This window comes from Haladaptatus sp. AB643 (assembly GCF_024136975.1).
Lineage (GTDB): Archaea > Halobacteriota > Halobacteria > Halobacteriales > Haladaptataceae > Haladaptatus.
Map to the genome: position 1 here is coordinate 387,443 of NZ_JAMYJW010000004.1, position 26,124 is coordinate 413,566.

Consider the following 26,124-nt stretch of genomic DNA (forward strand, 5'->3'; position numbering starts at 1 on the left):
CATTTATCGACGCCGCTCGCCTACTCGGATTGGGGGAGGAAAAATGGCGACCGAAACAGCCGAAATCGAAGTGGAAACGCTTCGAGCGGAGTTCAAAGGCGACATCGTCACGCCGGACGACGAACCGGTGTACGACGACGCTCGCCGGGTCTGGAACGGGATGATAAACAAGCGTCCGGCGATGGTGGCTCGCTGTGAGGGCGTCGCGGACGTTCGGGCAGCCGTGAACTTCGCCCGCGACCACGACTATCCGATTGCGGTACGCGGCGGCGGTCACGGCGTCGCCGGGCGGGCGGTGGTCGACGACGGCCTCGTCATCGACCTCGAACCGATGAATTGGGTGCACGTCACGCCCGAAGCGGGACGCGTTCGCGTCGGTGCCGGGGCGACGTGGGGGGACGTCGACCACGAGACGCAAGCGTTCGGGCTGGCGGTTCCGGGCGGCGTCGTCTCGGATACCGGAATCGCGGGATTGACCCTCGGCGGCGGGATGGGACACCTCCGGCGGAAGTACGGCCTCTCGTGTGACAACCTCGTTTCCGCCGACGTGGTGACCGCAGACGGGGAGTTCCTCACGGCGAGCGAGGACTCCCACGAGGAACTGTTCTGGGCGCTCCGCGGCGGCGGGGGCAATTTCGGCGTCGTCACGGCGTTCGAGTACGACTGCCATCCGGTGGGTCCGGACGTCGCCATGTGCTTCGTCTGGTTCGACGGTGTGGAGGCACCCGACGTCCTCCGTTCGTTCCGCGAATACGCGCCGGACGCTCCCGACGAGGTGAGCCTGCTCCCGTTCTACGCGTGGGTTCCGGAACTGCCCGAGTTCCCCGAAGCGTCGTGGGGCGACCCGGCCATCGCCGTCCTCGGATGCTACGCGGGAACCCCGGAGAAGGGCGAGGAGGAACTGCGAACGGTTCGTGCGTTCGCGGAACCGGTCGCGGATTTCAGCGGGACGATTCCCTACGTCGAACTCCAGACGATGCTGGACGAGGACTATCCGAGCGGGCGCTACTACTACTGGAAGTCGCTGTATCTGGACGCGTTGAACGACGACGTGATCGACGCCGTCGTCGACTGCGCCGAGCGGTGTCCGGTGTCGCTCTCGACCGTGGACATCTGGCAGGGCGGCGGCGCGGTCTCCCGCGTCGGCGAGACGGAAACGGCCTTCGCCCACCGCGACGCGCCGTACGGACTCAACTTCGAAGCGAACTGGGACGACCCCAGACAGACCGAGGCGGTCATCGAATGGGTGCGCGACTCGGTCGCCGAGATGGAGGAGTTCCCCGAGGCCCGGGGCCAGTACGTCAACTTCCCCGGCCTCGAAGAGGAGTCCTCGGAAGTGCCGTTCGGGGAGAACGCAACGCGACTGGCGAAAGTCAAAGCCGACTACGATCCGGACGACGTCTTTCACGCCCACGGCAACCTCAAGCCAGGGCCAGAGTAGTCACTTTTTGTACTCCCGTCGTGCAGAAAACGGTCCAAAAGCCGAAACAGCAGTGAATCTATCCTCGTTAACTCCCCGAAAACCGTACCATCCCCGTATCGCGTCCGAACGCGAGCCTACTCCCCCCCAGCGTCTCCGCCGAGGGTTTTCGGGTCACCATGTTCGGCGTGTCCCGGCGTGCAGTCGGTCGTGTCGGTCCTCGCTGTCTCCCGGATGGGAGGGCGTTTGCCACTCGATTGCTGCCGGTTCGCCCGAGGGAAATGTGTCCCGGTCATCGGTTGTCCCGATGGGTGGCGGGTGGGCGGGTCAGCCCCGAGGGCGCTGTCTCACGGCGCGAGGAAAGCGCGCCGGTTCCGCCGTTTTCGGCGGTCGCCCTCCGGGCAGGCCAGTGACTGGCGACTCGTCACAGTGTCCCTTTTGCATTATCTATTATAATATTTCGGCTTGAATAAGCAAGTCAAGAGAGTGACGTTATGCCGATTCCTCGGCTTCCGCCTCGGCGAACAGTTCGTCAACCGCCGCGCGGGCGGCCAGTGCGGCATCGTTCGCCACCTTCTCCTCGTCCCGATTCGCGTTCGGGGCGTTGACGTACACGTCCACTTCGAGGATACCCTCCTCGAACGTGACCGTCACGTCGAAATCCTTGACGTTCGACTGCTTGATTCGTTCGAATATGAGGTCCTCGGCCGCTTCCGAGGCAGTCTGGACGACCGCTTCGTCGCTGGGCATCGCTTACGCGCCGCCAGCGCCGCCGGGACCGGTCGGGCCGGACGGGCCGCCCGCGCCGCCGCCGAGCATCTCTTGGAGTTCGCCCTGCAGTTTCTCGAACTGGGTTCGGACACGCTCTTCCTGCTTGTTCAGCGTCTCGACGCGGATTTCGAGGCTGTCGACCTTGTCTTCGAGGTCCTCCTGAGCCTCGTCGTAGCCGGTCTTGACGAACAGTTCGCCGACTTCGCGGAACATCGTCGCGTCCTCGTCGATGTCTTCGAGTTCTTCGAGCGCGTTCTCCGATTCGGTGAGCTGTGTTTCGGCCTGATTCTTCTGCACGGCGACCTGCTGTGCCGTATCCTGAAGGTCCTGCAGCTGTTCGAGCTTCTCCTGTGCTTCCGGTGGAAGATTACCCTGCATACCCGTCCCTTGTCGTCTGGACTGAAAAAGCCCCGCTTTTACTCGCGCGGAGAGAGCCAGAAGGACTTTGCACGGGTTACGCCCGGCACGCTCCGCCGTGGTTTCGCCCGGTTCGAGTACCGGTCGAAGATATTTCGTAGTACGATCGTGTCCGGAAACGGGAGAGCCATCCGACACACGCGGCAAAATTCGTATTGTCGCGGCGGTCGTGACATCGAGTATGAACGTCTTCGTCGCCGGTGCGACCGGTGTCCTCGGCCGTCGTCTCGTCGCGGAACTCTCGGCACGGAACCATCACGTCGTCGGCCTCACGCGGGACGAGCGCGGCGACGAACTCGTTGCGGAGAACGGTGGAGAGCCCCGACGTGGGGACGTTCTCGACCGGGAATCGCTAGTGGAGGCGGCCGACGGCTGTGACGTGCTGATTCACGTCGCGACTGCTATTCCGACGAGTCTGAAACCGGCCGACGAGGAGTGGACGCGAAACGATCTGGTGCGCGTCGAAGGGGCGCGAAATCTCGTGGCGGTCGCCGACGAAATCGATGCGAAGCGCCTGCTGCTTCAGAGTATCGTCTGGGTCGCCCGCCAACCCTACGGCGGTCGATTCGACGAGGACTCGCCGCCGCATCCCGACCGCGTCACGCGCTCCGCGCTCGAAGCGGAGCGCGTCGTTCGCCGAGGTGGAGAGGTGTACGGATTCGAGGTCGGAATCCTCCGCTGTGGCTGGTTCTACTCGGCCGACTCGGCGCACACTCGGCAGATGGGAGCGGGACTGCTGAACGGGGAGTTCCCGATTCTCGGCGGCGGACTCCTCGGTAGACGGGACGCGACGCTCTCGATACTCCACGTCGAAGACGCGGCGCGGGCGTTCGCCACGGCGGCCGACTCGGACGTGAGCGGCCTGTGGCACGTCACCGACGACGAACCGGTGACGGTCGCCACGCTGTTCACCGCGTTCGCAGAACGACTCGGAGCACCGACACCGCGACGGATACCGGGCTGGCTCGCTCGCCCGCTCGTCGGGACGAATTCGGTTCAGTTGCTGACGATTTCGATGCCGACCACCAACGAGCGATTTCGGGAGACGTTCGACTGGCGACCGCGGTATCGGAGCTATCGGGAAGGTCTCGACGAGGTGATCGAGACGTGGGAAGAAGACGGAACGCTCACGCGAACGCCGAAGGGTGGTGTGTGGAACGAAAACTGAAACGCGACGTTCTCGAACCGTCGTCTACTCGCCCTCGAACAGGACGAGTTCGTCGTCGTCGTTCTCGTCGTCCAAACAGAGCGGGACCGGCGGCCCCCAGAGATACCGGTGCTGACCGCCACACGCGGGGCAGTCGTAGGTTGCAACTCCCTCCCCCTCCGGAACGTTCGAATCCCAGTCGTCGGGGTCGGTGTGCTCCGTGGCGATCGGCGTCATCGTCTCGGGACATCGGATCTCGATGCGGTGGCCTCGTTTGAAATCCGTTCCACCCGTGGAATCCTTTTTACTCCCGAATGGGTTGAGTCGGTCGAACACGACTATCGCCCCCCGGTAGGGGTGGTTCGACGCCACGATACACCGCACTTCGTTCCCGGACTACTTCGGAACACGGTGCTATCGTAAGGAACCCGATGAATACAAATGCGTCGATACAGCAAAAAACATATCCGAAAAAGCTAGACTGACAATCAGCTGATCTGACGATCGGATTCGGTACCCGTTCCGTCCGCGGTTCCGGCGACTGCTTCGGCGACCCCGATCAGCGTCTGCCACGTGTTCAGGGCCGCGCGGAGGGCGACGAGGTCCGCCGCTTCGACGGTAACCAGCATCGTTTTCCCGTCCCGTTCGACGGTCGTCCGCGAGCGCTCGTCGTCGATCTCGCCGATCTCCTGCTCGACGCTTCGGAACACCGTGACGGCACGCTCCTCGGAGTCGTAATCGAATTCGAGAAACGCGTCGTGAGACACGGGCGTTACCGGACGTGAACTTCCTTGACGTCGCGGCTCCGTTCCTTCAGCAGAACGCGGTGGCCACAGTACGGACAGCGGACGCCGCCGTACTCGTCCAGTTCGACATCCCGCTTGCAGCGCGAACACTTGTAACTCATTATTCGTCGTCAGCCAATGCGGCGCGGATGGAGCGCTTGACGGTCTGTCCGGCGGGCGTCTGCGGGCGGTAGGTACCACCGGCGAACGTGTAGCCGCACCGACCGCACTCCCAGATGCCCGTCCCCTGTCGGTCCACGGTGTCGTTACCGCAGTCCGGGCAGGTGTGGTTTTCGTTCATGTCCGCTTCGATTTCGGAGATGCGCTTGCGCGCGACGCGACCGTATCGCGCCCCGAACCGACCGGCACTGCCGGTTCGTGATCGAGAGTCTTCGGCCATAGTACCGGGAAATAACCCGAGAGGACTGATAAACCCTTTGAGTTCAGACCGGCGGGCGAGCCAACGCGTACCCGACGACCAACAGCGCCCCGAGCAGGCCGAGGATGGCCATCGGGAACGACGTGAACTGCCCAGCCACGTATCCACCGCCCGATAGCGTCGGAATAGCCGTGAGTATCGCGTCGTAGCGTGAGGCCATGTAATTACATATAATTACGCAGGCCCAAAAGGGCTGGGGCTTCGTCAGAAACGGGCGTGATTGAGTGTAATCGGGGGATTCGACTACAAAAGTTACGGCTGCACGCTCGCGATGAGTCACTTCTTGTCTTGCCGTGACAGCAAGTACAGACGTCAATGAGACCGCACCGCATCGCAACCGCCAGCACCACCCGCCTCCCCAGCCGATTCACTCCGACGCGCCTGTCGGGCGCGTCCTCGTTCATCCCTCGCGCAGTATCCCGGTACCACCCAACCGACCGTTGGTTGCGCGGTCCCGCCAGCACGCGCCGTCCGGTTGGACAAGGTTGTACGAGACCGACCAACGGACGCGTCGAACGAAAACCGAAATCCGATTCGCGGGCTACTGAAACCCGCTCTCCTGTAGCGCCTCGTTCAGATCCTCCCGAATCCGCTCGCCGAGTTCGCGGTCCATCGCGGTAGTGACGACGCGGTTCTCCTGCACGCTGGAGCCATCGCGGAGGAGGATGCGGACGTTGCCGTTCTCGTCGGCGCGGGTCGCCTTGGCGCGGACGCCGGAGTCCGAACTCGACCCTCCGGCGCTGATGGGACCGGGGATGACCTTCTTGACGTGCGGGTGGCAAGCGACTTCCCGGATCACCCGCATACCGTCGCGGTTGCCGATGAGCGTGGTGTGTGAGCCGCCGAGTTTCTCGCTCGGGTCGAGGTCCACGACTTCGAGCGAGCGCTCCCCTCGGCGAGCGAGCACCTCCTCGACCGGGTCCTCGTCGCCGACGCGGTAGAAGTCGTGGTGGAGTTTCGCCCGGATCGCCCGAATCACGTCGCGGTCGCCCGCCGCGTACACCTCCTCGGGGTGTTTCCGGCGGACTTCGTCGGCGATGCGCCCCGCGAAGTTGCGGAGTTCGACGACCTCGTTTTCGCCGTCCTCTGGCGTGGTCCGGACGCCGGTCTTCCCCACGACGGTTTCGTCTCGGAGCATCGTGAGTTCGGCGTGGTCGCGGGCGACGGTGAGGACGACGGAGTCGGCGTTCTGCGTCCGGCAGACCAGGCAGTAGTCGCCCGGTCGTTCGAGCGAGGACGCACACTGCCGACAGTTCATGCGCGTTCATTGCCAATCGCGGCGTTTAACGTCGGCGTTTCGGAATCGAGTTCGATGAGAGAAAGATAAATATCGGATAGAAGACAACTTCGGGTATGCGCTTCCGGATAGTCACCTCCCGTGGTTCCTTCCTCTCGCTGCTCGCCCTCCTATCGCGTCGGCTACGCCGCTGCGGTTCGTCGACACCGGCGGTTGGCCCTCGGCGCTCCGCCCCTCGCGTTCACCGTCGTACTCGCACTCACACTATCGGTTACCCGCGTCAGGGGACCGAACGACTTCCTGATCCCCGCGTTCCTGCTCGGACGGACGATTCCGAAAGGAAACTGAGTCTACATTTCTATCGGCGCGCCCCCGAAGACGACGAAGCTGACGACCCAGTAGGCGACGTACAGGCCGAGCAGGACGTACCCCTGCCACGGTCGGAGACGACCGGTGTGGATGAAGTACGCCGCGAGCACGGTCCCGACGATGAACACGGGCAGGTGCCAGACGAGGACGGACGACCCGATGCCGATGCTCCCCGCCAACGCGATGACCCCGATTTTCCCCGTCACCGAAAAGAGGACGCTCCCGACGACGTTGCCGACGCCGATCTCTGGCGCGCCGCGCCGGACGGGTTCGATGGTCAAAAAGAGGTCCTCGACGGTCAACACGGCCGTCGCGACGGTCGCACCGAACACGGTGTCCTCGATGCCGTAGGTCGTGACGATTCCCTCCGTCCCCATCGACATGGCCGAGGCACCGATGACGAGACCGACGAGCGCCACGACCGAGAGACCCAACCACGCGATTCCCGGAAGTTCGCGGTCGGGGACGAACGGAATGTCGTCGGCGGCGGGGCGGACGACACCACCGTCCAGCATCTCCCGTACCTCCGTATCCCGGAAGACGGGAGTGTTGCGACTCGATTCCCGGTACACGATGTAGCCGAAGACGAGGACGAACAGGGCGATGAGGACGACGCCATCGGAGGGCGTCACGCTCCCGGACAGCACGAACGGCACCATCACGAACGGCGACAGCGCGAACAGGACGAGGTAGTCGCGGGGAACGTCCACCTCGAAGGGAGTGAGGATGGCGGCCAGCGCGAGCGTGATTCCGGTCAGCGACAGCGCGGTGCCGAACACGACACCGAGCGCGACGCCGTCCAAGTTCTCGACGTTGGTCGCGACCCCGAAAACCACGTCGTCGAACTCGATGCCGGTGAAGAGGATCGCGAGGACGAACAAGGAGAGGTCGAGACCGACGGCGGCCTTGGTGAGGAACCCGATGAGTTTCTCGACGCTGTACACCAACAGCGCCGCTCCGGCGATGAAGACGATTCCGGCGGGGAGTCCGGTCACCATCGGCGCGTCGTCGCCCTCCGCGAGGACGGGCGTGACCGTCATCGAGACGAAAACGACCGCGGCGAGCAGTATCGAAATCACCCTTCCCTTGCGACCGGCCATCGATGGAGTCACGCCGGGGTTCACCATATGCCCTCGGAGCCGTGGAGCGAAGTACGGTGAAGGATTATACACGCGGCCGGGGCCGCCCCGCTATCCCATCTCCAGCGGGTTCTCCTTCAGGAATTCGCGTAAGAAGACCGTCGCATACGAGCCCGAGGGAAGCGAGAATGCGAACGAAAGCGGGTCGTGGGAAAGCGAGAACTCGGATCCGAGCAGTATCGCGCGGCGGGTGCCGGTCGAGTGGAACTCGCCGGGCAGGTTGAAATCGTGCGGTTCGAGGTCGAGGTCGTCGAGGATTTCGCGTTCGATGTCGCCCTGCTCCCCCTCGGCGAGTTCCGTCTCGGTGCCGACCAGCGGCGCGGTGACGAACGCCCGCCCGCGCCGACAGTGGCGTTCGATGGTCCGAACGCGCTTTTCGCTCACGGTCTGCTGGCGGTCCATGTCGGGAACGGTGAAGCCGTCCACCTCCTCGGCGAAACAGACCACATCGCCCGCGACCGGTTTGTCGAACGGAAGCCCGCGCCGAAGCCGCTCGCTCAGGATGCGGTTGAACACGTACGACTGGGCGGCGTTGACGAGCAACCGCTGAAGGTTCGTCGGGAGCGATTCGAGCGCGTCCCGGAAATCCTCGGGGTCCGTTCCGCCGTTTTCCACGAGTCGGTGAGCCATCGAGCGCTCGAACCCAAGTCGGTTCGGCAGGGCGTCGAGGACGGCGTCCCAATCGGGTGCGCGGTCTTCGACGCGCTGACGGGCCTCGCGCGTGTCGTCGGGTTCCGTCTCGAACGGGTTGCCGACGTAGGCCATTACCGCGTCCTCCCACTCCTCGCGGACGACGTGGAGGCCGACCTCGTGCGTGATGGGTCGCAGGCTTCCGAATCGCTGCTGTCCGAAGAAGTTGGGAACGGCGAGGGAGTCCTCGCCTCCGGCGAACTCGCGCAGTTGGTCGGCGATGTCGTCCGCGTTTTCCGGGCGGTCTGGGTTCGAAACCGTTATCTCGAACTCGTTGCCCACGAGGTCGCCGAACAGGAGTTCACGGCCCGCTCGCCCGACGGGTTCCAGTTCGGCGGCTCGCATCTCCGGGAGGTCCCCCGGGTCGACTTTCCGGAGGCTGAACAGTTGGGTCGTCACCGCGCGCTTATCCTTTGTCCCGGCCCACGACACGCGCTCCCGGCTGATACCGAGCGCGCTGGACAGACTCCGGGCGAAATCGTTCGTGTCCCACCCGTGCAGGGTCGCACGGACGACGAGATACGGGTACGACCCCGTATCGGAGTCCATCGGCTCCGCGTCGAACCGCTCGATTTCCCGCACCCGGAAATCCTCGTTCGTCTCGCGTAGCGTTCCCCCCACGCCGTCCGCGTCGCTGACGTAATACTCCATGCCGACCACTCTCTCGATGGGATGTGCCTCGCGCATTCGTCCGGAGGTTGTGCCCGAACGGAATTAAAAAACTCTACTCGACGATGCTGATGCGTTCCGTCACCGAATCCATTGACTCACCGGGAAAAACGGTTCCCGATTCGGTGTCGTACGTGACGAGACCGGCGGCCGCGAGTTTCGGCAGATGGACGTGATACAGCAGAATCTCCGCCTCGTCGGCGTCGTCGTCCGGAATTTCGGTGATGCTGGAATCCGCATCCCACGCCGCGACGTGGTACGCGAGGTCACCGATCTCGGTCGGTGATGTCGCATCTGCGAGATACGAGAGGACGTATCGGCGGTAGGAACTGCTCAGCACGTCGAACAGCACCTCTGCCGATAGTTCGGTTCGTTCTCTCGGCGATGTCTCGGTTTTCGTGTGTCTCTCCATCATCAACCGTGTACTAGTACTTGGGGGACAAGTACGCGCTACCTACGTACGTTGGTTGGGTGTGAGTGGTTACCATACCGCAATATCGTGCATAGATGTCCGGAGTTCAGTCCGGAGATTCGTCGAAAAACGAAGATGCGAGTTTCCGTTCGGCCTTTCGGAGATGTTGGTGGAGCGTCGCGGGTGCGATGCCCATCGACTCTGCGATCTGTTCGGCCGTACTCTCGCGCGGCCAGTCGTAATAGCCAGCCAGATACGCGGCCCGAAACGCCGAGCGCTGTCTCGTCGTCAACTCGGTCGAGAGCGCGTCCCTGAAATCCTGCTCGGAGCGTTCGGTTCGTTCGAGATCGTGTTTCGCGAGGAGTTCGGTGTCGGGATGCGAGGAGCGAATCGACGACATCAACGCCCGAATATCGGTTCCCTTCGGGACTTCCACGACGATATCTTCCCTTCCGTCGTGTGCGCGTGCCGTCTGTACCTTCGCACTGGATTCGATGAAACTCTCGACCAACGACGAGGAAACGGTCAGCACGAGCAGTCCCTCGTGGTCGTGCACCCAGACGATGCGTGCCTCGTCGATTTTCGGGACCGTCGTGGCGGTGTCAGCCACCTGCTCCGGCGATGCGTCTTCGACGCGGACGTAGTAGAGGTAGCGACCGTCGGATGTCGGAACGGTACCATCGAGGACGAGCGTGCAGTCGATTCGGCGCGAGAGATCGACCAGCAGTGCTTCATCGTCCGTAACACGAAACGCCAGTTCCACGACCGGTCTGTCGGTCGCGAGGAGTTTCTTGCTCTCGGCGGCGTTGATGGCGAACCCGACGAGTTCGCCCAGTACATCGAACCCGGCGGCCTCGCGCTCGCTGAAAGCGTTCGCCCGCGTCGCGTAGACGACCAACACCCCGTAGGTCGTCCCCCCGTACGAAAGCGGAACGGCGATTCCGGACCGAAGTCCCTGTTCCCTCCCTTCCTTTCGAAGGCGTTCGGTGAGGGCAGGGGTCTCGGAAAAATCACGGACGACGACGTGTCGTTCCGTCCGAAACGCCGTCGTCGCGGGTCGTTCCCAAACTTTGTTCGTCGCTTCGACCTCGCCCACGAGTTCGTGGAACGCTCCATCGTCGCCAGCGTGTGCGCGGGAGATGATACTGTCCTCGACGATATCGTGTTCGCCGACCCACGCGAACCGATAGAGATCGGAATCGGCCAACCGGGAGCAGACCGCCTCCTCGATTTCCTCGCGCGTCGCCGCGTCGACGAGTTCGTGAATGACTTCGCGGACGAGTTCGTTGATGCGGTTCAGCGTCTCCAGTTCGTCACGCTGCTGTCGGAGTTCACGCTCGCGTTTCCGTCGCTTGGAGAGGTTTCTCCCCGTCCCTGCGAATCCGGCAACCGTTCCGTCCTCGGTCGTGATTCGCGTCGCGTTGAACTCGTACGGAACGTGGTCGCCGTCCTTGGTCACGAGTGCGGACTGGCGCGTCTCCGCGCTTGTCCCCGACAACACCATGTCGATCGCCTCGGCGATCATCTCCGCGTCCGCTTCCGGGATGAAATCCAGCGGAGCCATGCTCCGAAGTTCGTCGTCGTCGTAGCCAGTGACGGTCGTCAGCCGGTCGTTCCACTCGACGAGCCTGCCGTTTGCGTCGAAAACGTAGAAAACGTCGGGGAGCGTGTCGAGAACGGCACGGACGGTCGATTTATCCATCGGTCTCGAACGAAATGGCCGCGAAGTCTCTGCCAACGTTGCGTTTGACAATATGACACATGGCAACAGAGTACATGCCCTAGCAAAGAGAAGCGACCGGGTCGGCAAAAGATTTCGGATTTGATATATTTCGGAGGGTTCTCAGAACAGCGAAAGGTCGCCGGTGACCTTGTCCACGTGGTCGTCGTCGGCGGGACCGACGGCGAGGGCAGTGGCGGTACCGGGGTCAAGTTGCGTGTGTCCGGCGTCGCGGATGATGGCGTTCGGAAGTCCCTCCACCCGTGCTTTCTCCGCGAGACGGAACAGTTCCTCCTCGCTTCCCGCCTTCAGGACGACCTTCTTCTGACCCTCGCCCTTCCACCGTTTTCGTGCTCGGTCTCCGGTATCCTCGTACGCCGACAGCGACGCGTGAGCGACCTGCGCGGCGAGTTTTCCTTTCCCCATCCCGATGTCGGTGCGAGCGACGATGGCCTGTTTCATACCTCTGGATGGTGGTGTGGCGAACTAAAGCGCTCCTACTCGATTCGAGAAAGCTTATTATACGTGACAAATATGCGAATGTATGCTTTCGGATGCCCTCTTTCACCCCGACACGTTCTTCGAGGAACGAACGCCGCGACCGAGTCTGGGAAGCGCGTTGGCCGTCGTCCTCGTCGTCGCGCTTTTTTCGACGGCGATTTTCGGAGTTATTGGATGGTCGCTGAGCCAACGAATGACCGGGACGACGCAGATAGACAACCCGAATCGCCCCGCCGACGTGTTCTGCAACGATGAGTTCTACCAGGACAATCCGGTGTCCGATGGCTGTTCACAACCGAAGACGAAAACCGTCGTCGTCGGCGACCTCCTCTGGAAGGAGTTCCAGAAGAAGGTCCCGCTCGTCTTCGTCGGCATCCTCGTCGGATGGCCGTTGACCGCAGTCGGACTGCACGTCACCTCCGCCCTCTTCGACGGCGAGGGGTCGTTTTCCAGCACGCTGGCGGTCGCTGGTTGGGGAATGCTGCCGTCGCTGGTGCAGGCGCTCGTCGGTCTCGGACTGTTCTACATCGCGCTCCAGCACGTCGACCTTTCGGGAAGCAACGTCGAAATCCTGACGGACCAACTCCAGTCGCTCATCGCGAAAGCCCGTGGCGGGACGCTACTCGTCTCTGCCCTCGGAGCGCTCTGGCAGGGTGTCGTCTGGACGTACGGGTTGAAACACGCCCGACGGCTCAGGACCGGTGAAGCGGCGGCGGCCGCCGGAATCGTCGCGGTTTTGCTGTTCGTTATGGGAGCGCTCGGCTAGTTCCGATTCGTGTCCCGAGAATCCCCCCGACGAACGCCCACTGACCGGAGAGCCTTTAGGTACCCCTTCCCCTGTTTTCGACAATGATACTCTCGGACGCGGACATTCACGAACGGCTCGAATCGGGGGAACTGGTCGTCGAACCGATAGACGAACCCGATCTCCAAATTCAACCGGCGAGCATCGACCTCCGACTCGGCGAGGAGTTCCTCGAATTCCAGCGCACCAACATCCCCTGCATCCATCCCGACAGCGAGGACGAGGTGGACAGTTACGTCACCGAAACCATCGTGGACGAGGGCGACGAGTTCATCCTTCATCCGGGCGATTTCGTCCTCGGAACGACGAAGGAGCGCGTCGAAATCCCGTCGGACCTGCTGGCACACGTCGAGGGACGCTCGTCGCTCGGGCGACTCGCGGTCGTGGTCCACGCCACTGCTGGCGTCGTGGACCCCGGCTATCGCGGCCAGATCACGCTCGAACTGTCGAACCTCGGCACCGCGCCGGTCGCGCTCAAGCCGGGAACCCGAATCTCCCAGCTCATCTTCACGGAACTCAAGAACCCCTCTGATCGACCCTACGGGTCCGAACGCGGCTCGAAATATCAGGACCAAGCCGGACCGCAGGCGTCCCGAATCGGCAGCGACCACGAGTTCGGCGGTGACCAACTGTGAGGTTCGCGGAGGAAGTCGTCGTCGAGGAGTTCCTCCCGACGTTTCGGTCGATGCTCGCCGAGGACCTTCGGGAGCGCGGCCTGACCCAGAGCGAGGTCGCGGACGCCCTCGGCATCAGCCAGAGCGCGGTTTCGAAGTACGCGCACGGCGACGTGGCGGGAAACGAGCGGGTTCGGGAGGACGAGCGGGTCGCCCGCCTCGTGGACGAAATCGGCGAAGGGTTGGCAACCGAGAGCATGAGCCAGCTACAGGCGCTCGTGGAGGTCGAAGTGCTCATCCGTCGACTTGAGGACCGCGACCTCATCGCACAACTCCACGAGGAGGCGATGCCCGAACTGGCTGGATACGGCGGCGACTTCAACGTTCACGACCCGGACGACGAACTACGGGCGACCGAACGCGTCCTCTCGTCCATGCGCCGCGGCGTGCACATCGTGGAGGGAACGAGCGGCTTCACGTCGCTCATTCCGGCGGTCGGGTCGAACCTCTGTGAGTGTCTCCCCAACGCCGAGAGCATCGACGACGTGGCCGGGATTCCCGGTCGCATCTTCGACGTGAAGGGACGGGCGACGATTCCGGCCGACCCCGAGTTCGGCGTCAGCGGGCACGTCGCCTCCATCCTCCTCGCGGCCCGGAACGAGGGCGCGGACGTCCACGCCGCGCTCAACATCAGGTACGCGCCCGAAATCGTGGAGCGACTCGAATCGACCGGCCGTGCGACCGCCGAGTTCGACGCCGAGTACGACGACCTCGGCACGGCAATCGAGACGGCGCTCGACGGGACGCCCGACGCGACGGTGCTCTATCAGACCGGCGGCTACGGTATCGAGCCCATCGTCTACGTTCTGGGGAACTCCGCGGAAGAAGTGGCTGAAATCGCGCGGGAAATCGTTTAAACCGGAACCCGCTCGCTGCGCTGTACCTCGCGGACGATGTCGTCCGGTCGAACGTCCTCCCGCTCACGACGGATGTCGTTGACGGTCTCCGCGAGCGAGAGAAGTGCCGAGACGGCACGGTCGCGCGTTGCGACGCGGCCGACCGGTCGGATCGTGGTGTATCTGTTTCCGATGCTGTCCTCCAGTTCGAGTTCCCATTCGTCCGCAATCGACGCTCTGACTGCCTTCACGGCGATATCTCCGTCCCGATGCTGGAGTTGGATCTCGTCCCCTCTGATGGGTGATCGCTCCCATTCAGCGGGAATCTCTCCGGTGTCAGACGATGATTGCATGGTTTCGTTTTGTATTGTCCCGTTCATTCTGTGTTTGTCCTGGTTGCCTGTGCGGGTCGTTTATGTCCGCGCGCCGAAGTGGCACACACAAAGTATATACCAATCCGGCATCACTCTCTATTCACCTCGGGTAGGGGTACACGAGGTGACATTTTTCTTCGAACTACGCCTGTAGCTTCGGGTCTGGGCCGACGTATCACCCGTTCGTGTTTTCGAAGTTTCGTTTCGTCGTGTCCGTCGTTCCGAGTGGACCCGTTATGTTTCGATGACGGATGGGGGCGCCTCGTAGCGTGTTCAATACTGTCTCCGAAACCGTCCCATCCTCCGAACAGTTGGCTTTGATGACAGTCCTCAATCACCGGAGTCTGTCATCTCGACTGTCACGTAGTATAAGTACGAACCTCGAATTACTTCAGCTCTGTGGGCGTTTTCTGATCGGTCCGTATACGGACTTGTCCATCCGATTGAATAGATTTGATACTTCGAATTTCCCAAACGAGATTAGTACGAATCACGCCTCGTCGGCCCTCGTGTCGAGTCACGTTCACACTTCCGACGTTCGTGGTGACAGCCCGATTTCTTTTATCGGACTCCGTCGTACGACCATGCATGTCACGGCGTGGAACGACTGCCGCACAACAGTTCTACGGACGGTGGGCGCAGTTATACGACCTCCTTGCAGTGGCGACACCCGGCCTCTCCGAACTCCGAAGCCGAGTCGCCGACGAACTGCACCTCTCGCCCGGGGACACTGTGATCGAGATGGGTTGTGGGACCGGCGCGAACTTCCCTCACCTGCGGGAACGCGTCGGTCCGGCGGGTCGCGTCGTCGGCGTCGATTTTACGCGCGGAATGCTCGACCAAGCGCGGGACAGAATCGACCGCGAAGGCTGGGAGAACGTCCACGTCGTGCAGGCCGATGCAGCGACGTTCTCGCCCCGCGAGGACGTCGACGCCGTCCTCGCCACGTTCGTCATCGGGATGCTCGGCGACCCGCACGGCACCGTCACCCGCTGGCTGGACGAAATCCGTCCCGACGGCCATCTCGCGCTCCTCGACGCCGGGCGGAGTTCACGAACCTACTCGTGGCCCGTGAATCTGGCTTTCAAGGGACTCGTTCTCGCCTCCACACCCGGCGATATCAGCGCGTTCGAAAAACCGCCCTGGTACGTGCTGGACGAACGAATCGCGGAGTCGCGGCGGGCGCTGTCGGCGGGAGCAGTCGATGTTCAGGATAGCGAGCACGCGCTGGGCGTGGTGCGAATCACGGGTGGACGAGTGGCGGAAAGTCGATAGGGGTCGTCCACGACGGGGGTCGACCGTACGAATTCGCCCGCCTCGCAAAATAGTTGAATAGATGAACAATTGGTTGAGTATACTTTCGACCGAAGAACGGTTCGTCCGTGACGAACCTGCCTCGCCCGTTCAGTCGTCAGCGGGTGACGGACTGCCCGTCATCTCCACCGTGCCGCCGACTTCCAACTCGTCCAGCGCGACTTGCGCGGAGCGCTTACCCGACAACAACATCGCGCCGAAGGTCGGTCCCATGCGGGTGAGTCCGTGAGTCGTCGCGGTGGCGAGACCCGTGGAAATCAACCCGTCGTGGACCTTTCCGGCGTGTTCGACGACTTCGTCCTCGCTCTTTGCGACCCACATCGAGTCGTGACCCGGCGAGTCGTGGCCGGGCGCGCCGTACTCGCCCTCTCCGGATTTGTCCATGCCGGTGTTGTGCTCCTGTGCGTGCTCCAGACCGGGCGCGTCGAGGACGCCGCGCTCTTGGAGTTTCGAGACGACCACCGCCTCGTGGCCCGTCGCATCGATGACGAGGTCGGACTCCACCGCGATGGGGTCCACGCAGGTGAGTTCGCGCGGGAGCGCGTGGACCGGCGTCCAGTTCATGACGATGCCGCCGACGCGGTGGCCCTCGCGGACGACCACGTCGGTGAACTCGGTCATGTTCTGCATTTTGACTCCGGCGGCGCACGCCGACTCGATGAGCGCGGAACAGGCGTGCGGGCCGTTCGCGACGTAGAGACCCTCGGCCTCGTCCGACTCCTCGTATGGGACGCCGAGTTCGTCCAACACGTCCTGTGACGGGTCGCGAACCGTCACCTTGTTCATCAGGAACCCGCCGAGCCAAAAGCCGCCGCCGAGGTAGTTGTTCTTCTCCACGACCATCGTGTCCACGCCGCGCTCGGCGAGTTCCTTCGCCGCGACCAACCCGGACGGGCCGCCGCCGACGATGATGACCTCGGTGTCGGTGAACTCGGTGAACTCCTCGCTCCACGCGGTGCCGATTGCTCGTGTGACCTCCGCCTCGCTGACGTCCGCAAAGCCGTCGAATCCGTGCATACCACCTAGTGATATTACTAAGTGGTTGAAAACCGTTTCCCTCTGCCAGTGACAGAAGCAGAGCTGAGGAAGATGGCTGTGAACGATCACAACGGGTACGCGGTGATGTTACTGGGAATTCGAACACCCACGAGCAAGGGTTCAGTTGTCGCGTTCGATTCGAGAAAAATCGTCGGTCAATCGTCGTTTAAACGTCGCTCAGTCGTACTGCGGCGCACGGCCTGACGGGTCGCTCCCGTCCACGAGCGGTAGGGAGGCGATTTCCGCGGCCACTTCGTCGCCATCGACGCGGACGGTCAGTTCCGAATCCATCCCCACGTCGTACTCCACCAGCGCCATCGCGGCGGGTCGGTCGAGGGACGGACTGTCAACGGCGCGGGTGACTTCGCCGACGGATTCGTCGCCGTCGAAGACCGCCGCGCCGCTTTCGGGCACGGAATCGGGGAACAGGCCCGCCAGCCTGCGACTCGGCTGGCCGCGGTTCTCGACGCGCGAAACGACTTCCTGTCCGACGTAACAACCCTTCTCGAAGTCGAGCGCGTTCCGCAGGCCGAGCACGTTCGGGATTTCACCCTCCAGTTCGTATTCGAACAGCGGCGTTCCCGCTTCGAGCGTCAGGGACTCCCACGTCGTCCGGCCGAAGGGAGCGGCGTTCATCCCGCGCGTGATCAGGGTGTCGAAGACGAGTTCGACGTTCGACCGTTCCCTGTCCATCTCGTCGGTCGTCGTTCCGGTCGTACAGACGACTTCGTAGCCCTCCTCGCCCGTCGGCGCGTCGGTGCGGATGACCGTCACGCCCACGTCGGCCATCTTTCCCCTGTTGAACGAGAGGCGCTCGTCCGGCGTACTCACGTCGTTCAGCACGCTGGCGACCTTTTCGGTCGCGTAGGGACCGTGGACGCCGAAGATGGCGAATCGGTCGGTGGCGACGGATATCTCCACATCCTCGATGAATATCTTCTCGCGCCACTGCTCGGCGAGCGGGGTCGCTTCGCCGGGCGGGAGAAAGAGCAGGAGTTGCTCGCCCGCACAGTAGACGTACATGTCGAGTTCGATTCGCCCCTGTGGGTCGAGCAGGAGGGCGTAGGTTCCCTGTCCGTCCTCGCGCGGAATCCGGTTCGAGACGACGTTGTCGACGTACTCTATCCGATCGTCGCCGGAGACCACGAGGACGCCGTAGGGCATCTCCGTGAGTCCGACGCCGTTCCTGACTGCACGGTGTGCCCGCTCGGGTCTGCCGTAGTCGCGCGGCACCCGGCGGTTGCCGACCGAACAGAACGTCGCCCCGTGGTCTTCGTGTACGGTTTCGAGGCTCATACTCGTAGTCGGGTGCGCGGGGGAGTAAAAACGTCGGATGCGGAACGCTGGGTAGTGACTACGACATGTGAAATCGAAAGCGGAGCACGGAACCGATTACGGAGCACGAAGTTGAATCACAGCACGAAGCCGAATCCGGAACGATGGTCCGAAACTACAGCGGCAGGCGTTCGATGATCTTGTCCACGAACGACGGTTCGTCGGGTTCCTCCTCGGGGTCTGGAACGACCTTCGTGTCCGGTTTGATGAGCGTCCGCCCGTTCCGCATCGTCGCTTCGATGAGACCGTCCCGTTTCAGGTTCGCGAGCGCGTCCTCCAACTCGTCGATGCCCGCCTCGACGTGTGACCGCAGTTCGAAGACCGTCATTCCGTCCTCGCTCCGGTCCACGAGGGCATCGAGTACTTGGACCTCGGTGTCCGGACGGCGCCGATACTCCCGCTTGGCCTTCATATCTATTTCTATGTCACCCCGGTTTTTAGCCTTACCTCCCAGTTAGGTTCAGCGGGCGGTCCAGTTCGGAGAAACGGGACCTCGACCTGATCCGCATACGAGGGGTTCGTCGAACCGATCGACGCCGTGAACTACCGATCCGTCCCGACCTTCTCGCTCGCGTCCCGAATCAATCCGTCCAGAATCTCGGGGGTCGTCGGGTGGTACGCCCGGTCCGGGATGTCGCGCACGTCCATCCCACGCTCCACGACGACCTGCATCGTCTTCGCCATCACGTCGGCGTGGTAGTGCAGGCCCTGATAGCCGATGACGGTCCCGTCCTCGGCGTCCACGACGAGCTTTGCCAACCCTCTCGACGCTTGCTTGGTCTTGAATACGCCGTCGTCCGACGCCTGCCGGGAGACGGCGACGTACTCCCTGCCCTCGGCCTCCGCCGCGTCCTCCGAGAGGCCCACTCTGGCGAAGGGATACACGCCGACGCCGGAGAAGATGACGTGATGATGGACGTTCTCGTACGGTTCGAGGTCGTCGCCGCGAACGTGCGCGAGGATGTTCTCGGCCGCTTTGAAGCCCTGTTCCTTGGCGACGTGGAGAATCGGCTCTTTGCCGTTCGCGTCCCCGACAACGAACGTCCGCGGGTCGTCGCGGGCCTGCATGGTCTCCTCGACCCATCCCTCGTCCGGTGACAGCGGGGTGTCCTCCAACCCGAGTCCATCGAGGTTCGGTCTTCGTCCCGTGAAGAGGATCAGTTCGTCCGCGTCGATGGATTTCGTTTCGCCGTTTTGCTCGACGTGTAATCGAACCCCGTCGCCCGTGGACTCGACGCGCCGTTCCTCCGTCTCGGTCAGGATGTCGACGTCGAACTCCTCGCGGTACATGTCCAGGATTTCGTCGCCGAACGGCGCGTCGCCCTCGTCCAGCGGCCGCGGGTCGTGTTCGATCACGGTGAGGTCCATTCCGGCCGCCTCGCTGAGGTACGGCACGAGTTCGAGGCCGGTGTAGCCGAATCCCATCACGATTCCCGAGTCGGGGAACGCCGTCGCGTCCAGCACGTCCGCGCTGGTCATGTACTCCACTTCGTCCATCCCCGGGAGGTCGGGAACGTTTACTTTCGACCCCGTGGCGATGACGACGTAGTCCGCCTCGATTGCTCGATCACCGACTTCGACCGTGTGGTCGTCGACGAACCGCGCGGTGTCGTGGATGAACTCCACGTTCTCCCCCTCCGCGAGGTCGTGCACCGCCGCGCGGCGATGCTCCGCGAAGCCCAAGACGTGGTCGTCCTTCAGGTCCACCACCGACTCCAAATCCACCTCGGGCGTCTCCGAAAGCCGCGGGTCGTGGCGCGCCTGATACCGATGGGCCGCCGCCGACAGCACCTCCTTCGACGGCATGCAGCCGCGCAAAATACACAGCCCACCGCCGGGGTCGCCGTCGTCGATGAGCGTCAACCGGACGCTCGGGTCCTCGGCCAGGCTCTGTGCGACGGCGACCCCCGCGCTTCCATACGCCCCGACGATGACGACGTGCGTTGCCATACGGGTCGATTGGTCGTCGGGGAGGTTAGTGGTTTAGGCGACGGTCAAGATGGCTGGTTTCACGGTACGATGTCATCGATCACGCTCGCACAACACGCGTGACAGTGTGCTGGACGATACTGATCAAAAAACCAAATGGGTCCGTTCGTCTCGCTCGTTATCTCGAAATATCTCGTCCTTCGGTGTCCATCACGTTCTCCACTTCCTCCCGCGTCACGACGGCCACGTCGCCCGGGATGGTCCGTTTGAGCGCGGCGGTCGCAGCGCCGTATTCGAGCGCGGTCGGGACCGATTCACCCGCCAGTCTGCGGGCGAGGAACGCGCCGACGAAGGAGTCGCCGGTGCCGATGGGGTCCACGGTGTCGGTCTCGAACGAGGGTTGTTCGTGGATTTCGCCGTCGTGGAGCGCCAGCGCGCCGTTCGCGCCGAGGGTGACGATGACGGTTTCGAAGTCCCACTCGTCGGCGAGGTCGCGGGCGATGTCCGCGGCGTCACCCGACTGATCGAGGACGGTTCGGGCGTCGCGCTCGGCGGTGACGAGCACGTCGATTCGGGGGAACAGTTCGGTGAGCGACGCGCGCGCCTCGGCGGGCGACCAGAGTTTCGAGCGGTAGTTCACGTCGAACGCGGTGGTCGTCCCGGCGTCCTGTGCTTCCGCGAGCACCTCGTCCACAGTGGATTCGAGCGTGTCGGACAGCGCGGGCGTGATGCCGCTGGTGTAGAACATGCTGGCGTCCCGAATCCGGTCGAGCGGCACGTCGTCGAGCGTCGCCGTCGTGACGGCGGCGTCGGCGCGGTCGTAGATGGCGCTGGTCCCCCGCGGGTCGGTTCCGAATTCCAGATAGTACGTTCCCTGTCGGCCCTCGTCGCTCCACTCGATTTCGGTCTCGATGCCGTACTGGCGGAGTCCGGCGGCGACGCGGCGTCCGAGCGGCGAATCGGGGAGTTTCGACGTCCACATCGTCTCCGCTCCAATGCGATGGGCGGCGATGGCGACGTTGCTCTCCGCGCCTGCGGCACGGAGTTCGAGGGTGGACGTGCTCTCGATTCGTTCGCGGTCGGGTGGCGAGAGACGCAACATGGTCTCGCCGAATGTCACGAGGTCGGTCATATTCCGGAGATGAACCTCGGAGCTCATAGTTTCCCCGATGCGGGGTCGAAAAACGAGTTCGTTTCAGCTACGTGCCGATTTCAGCGAGTCAGTTCCACGGCCCGAAGTCGGGGTCGACCTGCCGCTCCGTCTTGCCGATGTCGTCGATTTTCTCGATGTCCTCGTCGTCCAGTTCGAGGTCGAGGGCGGCGTAGTTGTCCTCGATGTGATCCTCGCCGGTCGCCTTCGGGATGGCGACGACGTTGTCCTTCGACGTGATCCACGCGAGGCTGACCTGTGCTTCGCTGACGCCGTGTTTCTCCGCAATTTCGGTCAGTTCCGGCACGTCGAACACCTTGCCACGGGCGAGCGGCGAGTACGCGACGAGCGTGATGTCGTTATCCTGTGCGTACTCGACGAGTTCGTCCTGCGGCAGGAGCGGGTGCATCTCGACCTGATTCGCGTAGATTGGCGCGTCGAGGATTTCGGCTGCCTCGTCCAACTGCTCCGGTTGGAAGTTGCTCACGCCGACGTGCTCGATCTTGCCCTCGTCGTACAGTTCGTCGAACGCCGCGAGCGTCTCCTCGGGGTCGTACTCGCGGGCGGGCCAGTGGATGTAGAGCAGGTCCACGTAGTCCGTCCCGAGCTTGTTAAGGCTCTCCTCGGTCGTTTCGAGCACGTCGTCGTGTTCGAGGTTGTCGGCCCAGACCTTCGTGGCGAGGAAGAAGTCCTCGCGGTCCACCGACGAGTCGGTGATTCCTTGCCCGACGTGTTCCTCGTTGCCGTAGGCCTGGGCGGTGTCGACGTGTTCGTAGCCCAAATCGAGGGCGTACTCGACGCTGTGTGCACACTCGTTGCCGTCCGTGTTCTCCCACGTCCCGATACCCAGTTTCGGAATTCCGTCGCTGTCGGCGTCGTATGTCATCGTGTATTTTCCAAGGGGCAGGAGGGAAAAAGCGGTTGTGGCGTCGGAAATTCTGTGGGGGATTCGTAACCCGGTGACGGAAAGGAGTTTCGGCCACTCTATCGTCCACAAATCGAGGGCAAAATCGTGCGGGAGTTCGTCGGTCGCCCCCGATAAGTGCGGGTTTCGGAGAACTTAACCGCCCGCCGGAAGACACCCCTGTATGCGAATCTCACTCTTGGGAGGAACCGGCGACATCGGACAGGCGCTCGCGCTTCGCTGGGCGTTCGACACCGACCACGAAATCGTGATCGGTTCGCGCGACCCCGCAAAAGCCCGCGCGAAGGCCGAGGAGTACGAAACCGAACTCGATAGCCTCGGCGTCTCCCGCTCCATCAACGGCTTCAAGAACGGCATGGCCGCCGAGCGCGGGGACATCGTCGTCCTCGCCGTCCCGCCGTTCCACATCCGCGACACGGTCGAATCCGTCGCCGACCGACTCGACGACGTGGACGTGCTCGTCACGCCCGCCGTCGGGATGAACCGAGACGACTCCGGCTTCCACTACAAGCCGCCGAAAGCAGGGAGCGTCACGGAACTCGTCGCGGACACCGCACCCGACGGGATTCCGGTCGTCGGCGCGTTCCACGGCCTCTCGGCCGACAGGCTCGCCGACCTCGAACTCGACATCGAACAGGACACGCTGATCGTCGGGGACGACGAGGACGCAAAGGAGATGATTCGGCGACTCGCCGAGGAAATCGAGGGACTACGAGCGCTCGATGCCGGGGGCATCGCGAACAGCGCGGAAGTCGAGAGCGTGACGCCGCTGCTCATCAACCTCGCGCTCGAAAACAAGGGGATGCACGACGTCGGCATCCGGTTCGAATAGCGTCCGCTGGTCGTGTTCGCACGCAACAAAAACTGATTTTCGATGGACTTACGCGCCCGCTTCTTCGAGAACGCGCTCCAAGTCGTCACGCTGGGTGACGCCGACGAAGCGTTCGACGACGCCCTCGTCGTCCTCGATGACGATGGTGGGAATCGAACGAACCTGATACTCGTTGGCGATATCCTGATGCTCGTCCACGTCAACTTTCTCGAATTCGACGCTTTCGTCCCAGTCCTCCTCCAAGTCCTCAAGAATCGGATCTTGCGTTTTGCACGGACCACACCAATCTGCGTAGAAGTCGAGTAATTTCACGGTCATGCGTTTCTGTTGTGAATTTCACTCGCCGCGTGCATAAGGGTTTCTTCCGCAACCACCTCTGCCGCCAGTTGTCATCACGCAACCGTCAGCGAACCGCCGCCAGCAAACCGCAGTCGGCGGACCACGGTCAGTGAATTTTCGCCAGCCGTCGCTCCATTTCGCCCTTCGTCCAGTCGGCGAGTTCCTCGGTGTCCTCGTCGAGGAACGCGGCCCACTTGTCGAACACGCCGGTGTGGTCGAGGAATCGAACGACGTCGTATATCGGCCGTCGGTCCTCGATCCCGTCCGGAAGACCACCGGCCCGCTCCCGATAGCCGTCGTAGAACGCGGCAACGACTTCCTCCGGACCGTCGGAGCGGAGCGACTCGATTTGCAGGTTTCGGGTCCGCTCCACGTCGCGAACCGGGTCGCCGACGTGTGCTATCTCCCAGTCGAGAAAGCCGATTCCGTCCTCGCACAAAAAGCAGTTCGGACGGGCGGGGTCGCCGTGGAGGAGCACGGCAGGTGTGTCGTCCAACAGTTCCCGATTCGATTCGACGGCTTCGACGACCTCGTCGAAATAGTGATCGAAGCGGCCGGAGGACGCGATTTCGCGCATCTCGGTCATCCGTCCGACCAGCACGTCCGTCCACGGTTCCGTTTCCAGGTCGAGTCCGTCCTCGTCGCCACCGACGACGTGGCCGTGGTTCTCGAATCGGCAGGAATGGACGGTTGCCAGGGAGATTCCGACCTGCCGAGCCAGTTCCGCTCGCTCGCTCACGCTCGCGTCCGACCACAGGCCGAGCAGGTTCTCCCCGTCCACCGGTGCCGTCACGAGGTACGGAACGTCTCCCGCCGTCTCGCTCGCCAGCACGTCCGGGACGGGGACGACGCGATTGGCACCGAGATGGGCGATGACGCCCCGCTCGCGTGCGATTCGAGTTCCGTCGCCGTCGTTAGCCATCTTCAGAAACACCCGTTCCCCGTCCGAAAATTCGATATCGACCGTCCGGTTCTGCTCGTTCCACGACGGGCCGGAGGGGTGTACCGCTTCCACGTCGCGGCAGGGAAACGCGTCGCCGAGCGCCGACGCGATCTGTTCGTCCATAAACGAACGTTTCCCGTATCCGATAAATGGATTGGGGGACGGTGTGAACGGATGGCAACCCGTTCCCCGCTTCGGTTTCACCCCGTTCTCGTCCACGGCCGGAAAACGTTCTCGTTGCGAAAGGTTTACCCCGTCCGCTCCCGGAACCCAACTTATGAGCAGTGGTCAAAACTCCGGTGGGTTGATGTCCAGCGCCGGACTCGTTCGATATTTCGATGCCGAAGACCGGAACGCGATTCGAATCGACCCCAGATCGGTCGTCGCGTTCGGCGTCTTCTTCGGCGTCGCAATCTTGGTCCTGAACTACCTCGCGATATAACGAGGCCCTTTTCCCGACCTGCTTCGAAGAATCGGCCATGAGTCTCAACGCTGGCGTCATCGCCGTTCAAGGCGACGTGAGCGAACACGCCGACGCGATTCGACGGGCCGGAACCGCCCACGGGAAGTCCGTTTCCGTCACCGAAATCCGACAGTCCGGTATCGTCCCCGACTGTGACCTTCTCTGCATGCCGGGCGGCGAATCGACTGCTATCTCCCGACTCCTCCAATCGGAAGGAATCGCCCCCGAGATACAAGCCCACGTCGAGGATGGGAAACCGATTCTCGCGACCTGTGCCGGTCTTATCGTCGCCGCCGAGGACGCCGGTGATGAGCGGGTCGAAAACCTCGGCTTGCTCGACGTGAACGTCGAGCGAAACGCGTTCGGCCGCCAGAAGGACAGTTTCGAAGCGCCGCTCGACGTGACCGGACTCGACGACCCGTTTCCCGCCGTGTTCATTCGTGCGCCGCTCATCAGCGAGGTCGGGTCGGCGACCGTCCTCGCGGAGTGGGACGGACGGCCGGTCGCGGTGCAGGACGGGCCGGTCGTCGGCACGTCGTTCCATCCGGAGTTGACACCCGACGACCGGATTCACGAACTCGCGTTTTTCCGCGACGAGTAGCGATTTTCGCCGACGGTAAGCAAGTTTTTGCCGCTGGGAACCTTCTGCTCCCCATGGACGTTTCAATCGATGCGGTACGTGTCGCCCCGACGGGAGAGGGACCACTCCCAGTCGTCGTCCTCTCACCCGACGACAGCGACGACGTGCTCCCGATTTTTATCCGATTCGAGGAGGGAATCAGCATCGCCCGTGGGATGGAAGCCGAAGACATCGGGCGGCCACTGACGCACGACCTGCTCCTCGACGTGATGGAGGAACTCGGCGGACGTGTCGAACGCGTCGTCGTCACCGAACTGGACGACAACACCTACATCGCCGACCTTCACATCCAGACGCCACGCGGCCACGAAGTCGTGGACGCCCGTCCCAGCGATTCGCTCGCGTTGGCCTCCCGCACCAACACGCCGATCGAAGTCGCCGACGAAGTGTTCGAACACGGACACCAAGCGCGAGCACAGTTCGACGACCTTCAAGACATTCGGGACGTAGCTCAAATCGGTCCATGAACGACACGTTGGACGACCTGTTCGAGGTCATCGAAGACAGAAAGGAAACGCTTCCGGAAGATTCCTACACCGCATCGCTGTTCACCCACGAGAAGGGCGAAAACGCCGTCCTCGAAAAGTTGGGCGAGGAGATGACGGAACTCATCCTCGCGGCCAAGGACGACGACCACGAGGAAATCGCCTACGAGGGGTCGGACGTCATCTATCACCTACTCGTCCTGCTCTCGATGAAAGATATGGAACCGGCGGATCTACGAGAGGAACTGGAAGCACGACGCTGAGCGTTTGTAACGCGAAAGACAGCGCGTTCGCTTTTTGCGTGTGACTGCCGAAAACAACGAATC

General features: G+C 62.9%; 34 protein-coding genes. 12 read left to right on the forward strand and 22 right to left on the reverse strand.

Annotated features, from left to right (window positions below; all coding sequences use genetic code 11):
- The first annotated feature begins 43 nt into the window (after positions 1-43).
- On the forward strand, positions 44-1,441 hold the full coding sequence (locus tag NKF25_RS11245; protein ID WP_253226755.1) for an FAD-binding oxidoreductase: 1,398 nt from the start codon (positions 44-46) through the stop codon (positions 1,439-1,441).
- A 471-nt stretch (positions 1,442-1,912) separates the two neighbouring features.
- Here NKF25_RS11245 and NKF25_RS11250 read toward each other — a convergent pair whose 3' ends face one another.
- Positions 1,913-2,170 (reverse strand): DUF3194 domain-containing protein, encoded by a 258-nt coding sequence (locus NKF25_RS11250; protein WP_253226756.1) that lies wholly within the window; start codon positions 2,168-2,170, stop codon positions 1,913-1,915.
- A 3-nt stretch (positions 2,171-2,173) separates the two neighbouring features.
- Positions 2,174-2,569, reverse strand: coding sequence for a prefoldin subunit beta (locus NKF25_RS11255; RefSeq protein WP_066144567.1), 396 nt, complete (start codon positions 2,567-2,569; stop codon positions 2,174-2,176).
- A gap of 220 nt (positions 2,570-2,789) precedes the next feature.
- Between NKF25_RS11255 and NKF25_RS11260 the strand changes: the two genes are divergently transcribed.
- The gene (locus tag NKF25_RS11260; RefSeq protein ID WP_253226757.1) at positions 2,790-3,776 is read left to right on the forward strand and encodes an NAD-dependent epimerase/dehydratase family protein; all 987 of its coding nucleotides are present in this window, start codon (positions 2,790-2,792) and stop codon (positions 3,774-3,776) included.
- Between the two features lie 24 nt (positions 3,777-3,800).
- Here the strand turns inward: NKF25_RS11260 and NKF25_RS11265 are convergent, their stop codons facing one another.
- The 6 genes from NKF25_RS11265 to NKF25_RS11290 all read right to left on the reverse strand — a co-directional run bounded on the left by NKF25_RS11265 (position 3,801) and on the right by NKF25_RS11290 (position 6,237).
- Entirely contained in the window at positions 3,801-3,992 is a 192-nt protein-coding gene (locus NKF25_RS11265; RefSeq protein ID WP_253226758.1) for a hypothetical protein, read from the reverse strand.
- 251 nt (positions 3,993-4,243) lie between these two features.
- Positions 4,244-4,522 carry a KEOPS complex subunit Pcc1 gene (locus tag NKF25_RS11270; protein WP_253226759.1) on the reverse strand — a complete coding sequence of 93 codons (279 nt, stop codon included), beginning with the start codon at positions 4,520-4,522 and terminating at the stop codon, positions 4,244-4,246.
- 5 nt (positions 4,523-4,527) lie between these two features.
- Positions 4,528-4,662: a DNA-directed RNA polymerase subunit P gene (locus NKF25_RS11275; protein WP_066144577.1), complete on the reverse strand. Its 135-nt coding sequence runs from the start codon at positions 4,660-4,662 to the stop codon at positions 4,528-4,530.
- A complete protein-coding gene (locus NKF25_RS11280; protein ID WP_253226760.1) occupies positions 4,662-4,940 on the reverse strand; it encodes a 50S ribosomal protein L37ae in 279 nt (92 codons plus the stop codon). Before NKF25_RS11280 ends, NKF25_RS11275 begins: the two co-directional genes overlap by 1 nt.
- Positions 4,941-4,983: 43 nt before the next feature.
- Complete coding sequence (locus tag NKF25_RS11285) at positions 4,984-5,139, reverse strand: hypothetical protein (protein ID WP_190303757.1); 156 nt, start codon at positions 5,137-5,139, stop codon at positions 4,984-4,986.
- A gap of 381 nt (positions 5,140-5,520) precedes the next feature.
- Positions 5,521-6,237, reverse strand: coding sequence for a DUF2103 domain-containing protein (locus NKF25_RS11290; RefSeq protein WP_253226761.1), 717 nt, complete (start codon positions 6,235-6,237; stop codon positions 5,521-5,523).
- Positions 6,238-6,357: 120 nt separating this feature from the next.
- Between NKF25_RS11290 and NKF25_RS11295 the strand changes: the two genes are divergently transcribed.
- Positions 6,358-6,564, forward strand: a complete 207-nt coding sequence (locus NKF25_RS11295) for a hypothetical protein (RefSeq protein ID WP_253226762.1) — start codon at positions 6,358-6,360, stop codon at positions 6,562-6,564.
- 2 nt (positions 6,565-6,566) lie between these two features.
- Here NKF25_RS11295 and NKF25_RS11300 read toward each other — a convergent pair whose 3' ends face one another.
- The 5 genes from NKF25_RS11300 to pth2 all read right to left on the reverse strand — a co-directional run bounded on the left by NKF25_RS11300 (position 6,567) and on the right by pth2 (position 11,677).
- Positions 6,567-7,712: a sodium:proton exchanger gene (locus NKF25_RS11300; RefSeq protein WP_253226763.1), complete on the reverse strand. Its 1,146-nt coding sequence runs from the start codon at positions 7,710-7,712 to the stop codon at positions 6,567-6,569.
- 63 nt (positions 7,713-7,775) lie between these two features.
- Entirely contained in the window at positions 7,776-9,101 is a 1,326-nt protein-coding gene (gene truD, locus NKF25_RS11305) for a tRNA pseudouridine(13) synthase TruD (protein ID WP_253226764.1), read from the reverse strand.
- Between the two features lie 37 nt (positions 9,102-9,138).
- Positions 9,139-9,498, reverse strand: coding sequence for a hypothetical protein (locus tag NKF25_RS11310; protein ID WP_253226765.1), 360 nt, complete (start codon positions 9,496-9,498; stop codon positions 9,139-9,141).
- A gap of 103 nt (positions 9,499-9,601) precedes the next feature.
- Complete coding sequence (locus NKF25_RS11315) at positions 9,602-11,197, reverse strand: bacterio-opsin activator domain-containing protein (RefSeq protein ID WP_253226766.1); 1,596 nt, start codon at positions 11,195-11,197, stop codon at positions 9,602-9,604.
- A 141-nt stretch (positions 11,198-11,338) separates the two neighbouring features.
- Positions 11,339-11,677: a peptidyl-tRNA hydrolase Pth2 gene (pth2, locus tag NKF25_RS11320; protein WP_253226767.1), complete on the reverse strand. Its 339-nt coding sequence runs from the start codon at positions 11,675-11,677 to the stop codon at positions 11,339-11,341.
- A gap of 82 nt (positions 11,678-11,759) precedes the next feature.
- Here pth2 and NKF25_RS11325 point away from each other — a divergent pair, with 82 nt between their 5' ends.
- The 3 genes from NKF25_RS11325 (at position 11,760) to NKF25_RS11335 (ending at position 14,052) form a co-directional block, all read left to right on the forward strand.
- Positions 11,760-12,482: a Yip1 family protein gene (locus NKF25_RS11325; RefSeq protein ID WP_253226768.1), complete on the forward strand. Its 723-nt coding sequence runs from the start codon at positions 11,760-11,762 to the stop codon at positions 12,480-12,482.
- Positions 12,483-12,565: 83 nt separating this feature from the next.
- Entirely contained in the window at positions 12,566-13,156 is a 591-nt protein-coding gene (gene dcd / locus NKF25_RS11330; RefSeq protein WP_066144595.1) for a dCTP deaminase, read from the forward strand.
- Positions 13,153-14,052, forward strand: coding sequence for a thiamine-phosphate synthase family protein (locus NKF25_RS11335; protein WP_253226769.1), 900 nt, complete (start codon positions 13,153-13,155; stop codon positions 14,050-14,052). Before dcd ends, NKF25_RS11335 begins: the two co-directional genes overlap by 4 nt.
- Here the strand turns inward: NKF25_RS11335 and NKF25_RS11340 are convergent.
- On the reverse strand, positions 14,049-14,384 hold the full coding sequence (locus NKF25_RS11340; RefSeq protein ID WP_253226770.1) for a hypothetical protein: 336 nt from the start codon (positions 14,382-14,384) through the stop codon (positions 14,049-14,051). The two genes, NKF25_RS11335 and NKF25_RS11340, sit on opposite strands and share 4 nt — an antisense overlap.
- 609 nt (positions 14,385-14,993) lie before the next feature.
- Between NKF25_RS11340 and NKF25_RS11345 the strand changes: the two genes are divergently transcribed.
- The gene (locus tag NKF25_RS11345) at positions 14,994-15,680 is read left to right on the forward strand and encodes a class I SAM-dependent methyltransferase (RefSeq protein ID WP_253226771.1); all 687 of its coding nucleotides are present in this window, start codon (positions 14,994-14,996) and stop codon (positions 15,678-15,680) included.
- Between the two features lie 129 nt (positions 15,681-15,809).
- Here the strand turns inward: NKF25_RS11345 and NKF25_RS11350 are convergent, their stop codons facing one another.
- The 6 genes from NKF25_RS11350 to NKF25_RS11375 form a co-directional block, all read right to left on the reverse strand.
- Positions 15,810-16,736 carry a sulfide-dependent adenosine diphosphate thiazole synthase gene (locus NKF25_RS11350; RefSeq protein ID WP_253226772.1) on the reverse strand — a complete coding sequence of 309 codons (927 nt, stop codon included), beginning with the start codon at positions 16,734-16,736 and terminating at the stop codon, positions 15,810-15,812.
- Positions 16,737-16,934: 198 nt separating this feature from the next.
- On the reverse strand, positions 16,935-18,053 hold the full coding sequence (locus NKF25_RS11355) for an aminomethyltransferase family protein (RefSeq protein ID WP_253226773.1): 1,119 nt from the start codon (positions 18,051-18,053) through the stop codon (positions 16,935-16,937).
- A 154-nt stretch (positions 18,054-18,207) separates the two neighbouring features.
- Entirely contained in the window at positions 18,208-18,504 is a 297-nt protein-coding gene (locus tag NKF25_RS11360; protein WP_066144610.1) for a DUF6432 family protein, read from the reverse strand.
- A gap of 131 nt (positions 18,505-18,635) precedes the next feature.
- On the reverse strand, positions 18,636-20,042 hold the full coding sequence (locus NKF25_RS11365) for an NAD(P)/FAD-dependent oxidoreductase (RefSeq protein WP_253226774.1): 1,407 nt from the start codon (positions 20,040-20,042) through the stop codon (positions 18,636-18,638).
- 157 nt (positions 20,043-20,199) lie between these two features.
- Positions 20,200-21,153, reverse strand: a complete 954-nt coding sequence (gene kdgK1, locus NKF25_RS11370; RefSeq protein ID WP_253226775.1) for a bifunctional 2-dehydro-3-deoxygluconokinase/2-dehydro-3-deoxygalactonokinase — start codon at positions 21,151-21,153, stop codon at positions 20,200-20,202.
- Between the two features lie 88 nt (positions 21,154-21,241).
- On the reverse strand, positions 21,242-22,057 hold the full coding sequence (locus tag NKF25_RS11375; protein WP_253226776.1) for an aldo/keto reductase: 816 nt from the start codon (positions 22,055-22,057) through the stop codon (positions 21,242-21,244).
- Between the two features lie 202 nt (positions 22,058-22,259).
- Here NKF25_RS11375 and npdG point away from each other — a divergent pair, with 202 nt between their 5' ends.
- Positions 22,260-22,928, forward strand: a complete 669-nt coding sequence (gene npdG / locus NKF25_RS11380) for an NADPH-dependent F420 reductase (protein ID WP_253226777.1) — start codon at positions 22,260-22,262, stop codon at positions 22,926-22,928.
- Positions 22,929-22,976: 48 nt separating this feature from the next.
- Here the strand turns inward: npdG and trxA are convergent, their stop codons facing one another.
- Both trxA and NKF25_RS11390 read right to left on the reverse strand, forming a co-directional pair.
- A complete protein-coding gene (gene trxA, locus NKF25_RS11385; protein WP_066144638.1) occupies positions 22,977-23,246 on the reverse strand; it encodes a thioredoxin in 270 nt (89 codons plus the stop codon).
- Positions 23,247-23,373: 127 nt separating this feature from the next.
- A complete protein-coding gene (locus tag NKF25_RS11390) occupies positions 23,374-24,333 on the reverse strand; it encodes a phosphotransferase (RefSeq protein ID WP_253226778.1) in 960 nt (319 codons plus the stop codon).
- A 154-nt stretch (positions 24,334-24,487) separates the two neighbouring features.
- Between NKF25_RS11390 and NKF25_RS11395 the strand changes: the two genes are divergently transcribed.
- From NKF25_RS11395 to hisE, 4 genes are read left to right on the forward strand one after another with little or no spacing between them, the layout of a single operon-like run.
- Positions 24,488-24,652, forward strand: a complete 165-nt coding sequence (locus NKF25_RS11395; protein ID WP_066144645.1) for a preprotein translocase subunit Sec61beta — start codon at positions 24,488-24,490, stop codon at positions 24,650-24,652.
- Positions 24,653-24,689: 37 nt separating this feature from the next.
- Positions 24,690-25,274, forward strand: coding sequence for a pyridoxal 5'-phosphate synthase glutaminase subunit PdxT (gene pdxT / locus NKF25_RS11400; protein WP_253226779.1), 585 nt, complete (start codon positions 24,690-24,692; stop codon positions 25,272-25,274).
- A gap of 53 nt (positions 25,275-25,327) precedes the next feature.
- Positions 25,328-25,780 (forward strand): bifunctional nuclease family protein, encoded by a 453-nt coding sequence (locus tag NKF25_RS11405; protein WP_253226780.1) that lies wholly within the window; start codon positions 25,328-25,330, stop codon positions 25,778-25,780.
- Positions 25,777-26,061, forward strand: coding sequence for a phosphoribosyl-ATP diphosphatase (gene hisE / locus NKF25_RS11410; RefSeq protein ID WP_066144653.1), 285 nt, complete (start codon positions 25,777-25,779; stop codon positions 26,059-26,061). Before NKF25_RS11405 ends, hisE begins: the two co-directional genes overlap by 4 nt.
- Positions 26,062-26,124 lie beyond the last annotated feature (63 nt).